The following is a 2,384-nucleotide window of genomic DNA, read 5'->3' on the forward strand; positions in this document are numbered from 1 at the left end:
CAGGTGGGTCTGGCGGTGAGCCAGATGGACGAGATGACGCAGCAGAACGCGGCGCTGGTGGAAGAGGCGGCGGCGGCGGCGGAAAGCCTGGAGGAGCAGGCCCGCAGCCTGGCCCAGGCCGTTTCCGTGTTCCGCACCGGCGGCCATGGCGGTCCCGCCCCGGCGGCGCCGCATTCGCGCCCGGCCCTGGCCTCGCCTGCCGCCAATCCCCTGCACGAGCTGGGCAAGCTGGGCGGGCGCAAACCCGCAGCGGTGCCCCGGGGCCATGCCGGCGAAGAATGGGAAGAATTTTGAGCTGCGGCCAGGGGGCTTCTCCCCGGCCGCAGCGCACGGATATGGGAGTGCACATGCGTAACAACAAGCCGGTAACGGGCGTCGAAATACCCCTGGGAGAGGAGACCCTGATCGTCTCCAGGACCGATCTCAAGGGGCAGATCACCTACATCAACAAGGACTTTCTCGACATCAGTGGGTTCACCGAGGCCGAGTTGCTGGGCCAGCCCCACAACATCGTGCGCCACCCGGACATGCCCGAGGCGGCTTTTGCCGACATGTGGCGCAGCCTGCAGGCCGGGGAGCCCTGGGTGGGGCTGGTCAAGAACCGCTGCAAGAACGGCGACCACTACTGGGTGGAAGCCCATGCCACCCCCCTGTTCGAACAGGGGCAGGCCGTGGGCTACCTGTCGGTGCGGCGCAAGCCGGCCCGGGAACAGGTGGAGGCGGCCGAGGCGGCCTACCGCTTGTTCCGGGAGGGGCGCCAGGGCAAGCGGCGCATCATCAAGGGCCAGGTGCGCAGCGGGGGCGCCGGCTGGCTCAGCCAGATGTCGGTGAAGGCCAGGCTGTTCCTGCTCTCCGGCATCATGCTGGTGATCCTGGCGGTCCAGGCCGGCCTGGGCGCCTACAACCTGGGGGTCATGCATGCCGGCACCGTCAGCATGTATCAGGAGCGCACGGTGCCGGCCGTGCACCTGGGGCATGTGCGTACCGCCATGGAAAACGCCCGGGCCCAGGTCATGCTGGCCCTGCAGCATGCGCCGGAAAACAAGTACAGCAATCAGCACGACCATCCCGTGGGGGTGCATCTGGATGCCCTGGGCAAGGGCATCCGGGCTGCCGAGCAGCACTGGCGCCAGTACGTGCAGGGCAATGACTTTGCCCAGGAGGAACATCGGCAGATGCGGGACAGCTTCAGCGCCGCCCTGCAGACCCTGGTGGAGAAGGGCTTGCAGCCGGCCCTGTCGGCCCTGTCCGACGGCCGCTACGACGATGTCCAGGTGCTGCTGCTGACCCAGATCAATCCGGCCATGAGCAAGGCCGAGCTTCAGGCCCTGGCGCTCATCGATTACCAGGAAAGCGAAGCCCGCCGGCAGATGCAGGCTTCGGAGCAGCTGCGCGCCGACATCATGGCCTGGACGGCCGGCGGCGTGGTGGTGGCCCTGATCGTGGGGCTGGCGTTCTCCCTGATGACCGTCGGTATCATCAACCGCCGCCTGCGGGAGGTGGTGCGGGTGTTCCGGGAGCTGGCGGCCGGCAATTACCGCAACCGGGTGGATATTTCCCACGATGACGAAATTGGCCAGGTGGAGCAGGGCCTGGAGTCCATGCAGACCCGTCTGGGCTTCGATGTCCAGGAAGCCAAGCGGGTGGCCGACGAAAACCTGCGCGTCAGGAACGCCCTGGATTTCGTCTCCGGCAACATCCGCATCGCCGACAACGACGGCCAGGTGATCTACGCCAACCGGGGTCTGCTGCAGACCTTGAAAGCCATCGAGGCACCCCTGGCCCGGCGCATTCCCGGGTTCTCCGCCGACAGCTTCGTGGGCGGCAGCATCGGTGTCTTCTACGACAACCCGGCCGAGGCCCTGGCCCGGCTGCGCCAGCTGGAGACGACCCGCAAGACGGAAATGGACATCGGCGGGCGGACCTATCTGGTCATCACCAACCCCATCTTCAACGACCAGGGGCAGCGCCTGGGGACCGTGGGCGAGTGGGTGGACCGCACGGCCGAACTGTTCGCCCAGCGGGAGGTGGCGGCGCTGATCGCCAAGGCTTCCACCGGCGACCTGGAGGCTCGCCTGGATGCGGATGCCCTGGAAGGTTTCTACCGGGAGCTGGGGCACAGCATCAACCAGCTGCTGGAAACCAGCAGCCAGGCGGTCAATGAAATCGGCGCCCTGCTGGCCCGGGTGGCCCAGGGAGATCTGTCCGCCACGGTGGTGAGCGAGTACCAGGGTTCCCTGGGGCGGCTGCGCAACGACGCCAATGCCACGGTGCTGCAACTGCGGGAACTGGTGCGCCGGATCCAGGAATCCACGGAGGCGATCAACACGGCGGCGCAGGAGATCGCGTCGGGGAACACGGACCTGTCGAGCCGGACGGAAGAG

1 protein-coding gene and 1 pseudogene are annotated in these 2,384 nt (G+C 67.4%); both read left to right on the forward strand.

Annotated features, from left to right (window positions below; all coding sequences use genetic code 11):
• A pseudogene (locus G474_RS23820) lies at positions 1–294 on the forward strand (methyl-accepting chemotaxis protein); the annotation flags it as partial.
• A gap of 53 nt (positions 295–347) precedes the next feature.
• A partial coding sequence (locus tag G474_RS0117605) for a Tar ligand binding domain-containing protein (RefSeq protein WP_026688106.1) occupies positions 348–2,384 on the forward strand: 2,037 nt, incomplete at its 3' end.

Source organism: Azovibrio restrictus DSM 23866, from assembly GCF_000429665.1.
GTDB classification, from domain to species: domain Bacteria; phylum Pseudomonadota; class Gammaproteobacteria; order Burkholderiales; family Rhodocyclaceae; genus Azovibrio; species Azovibrio restrictus.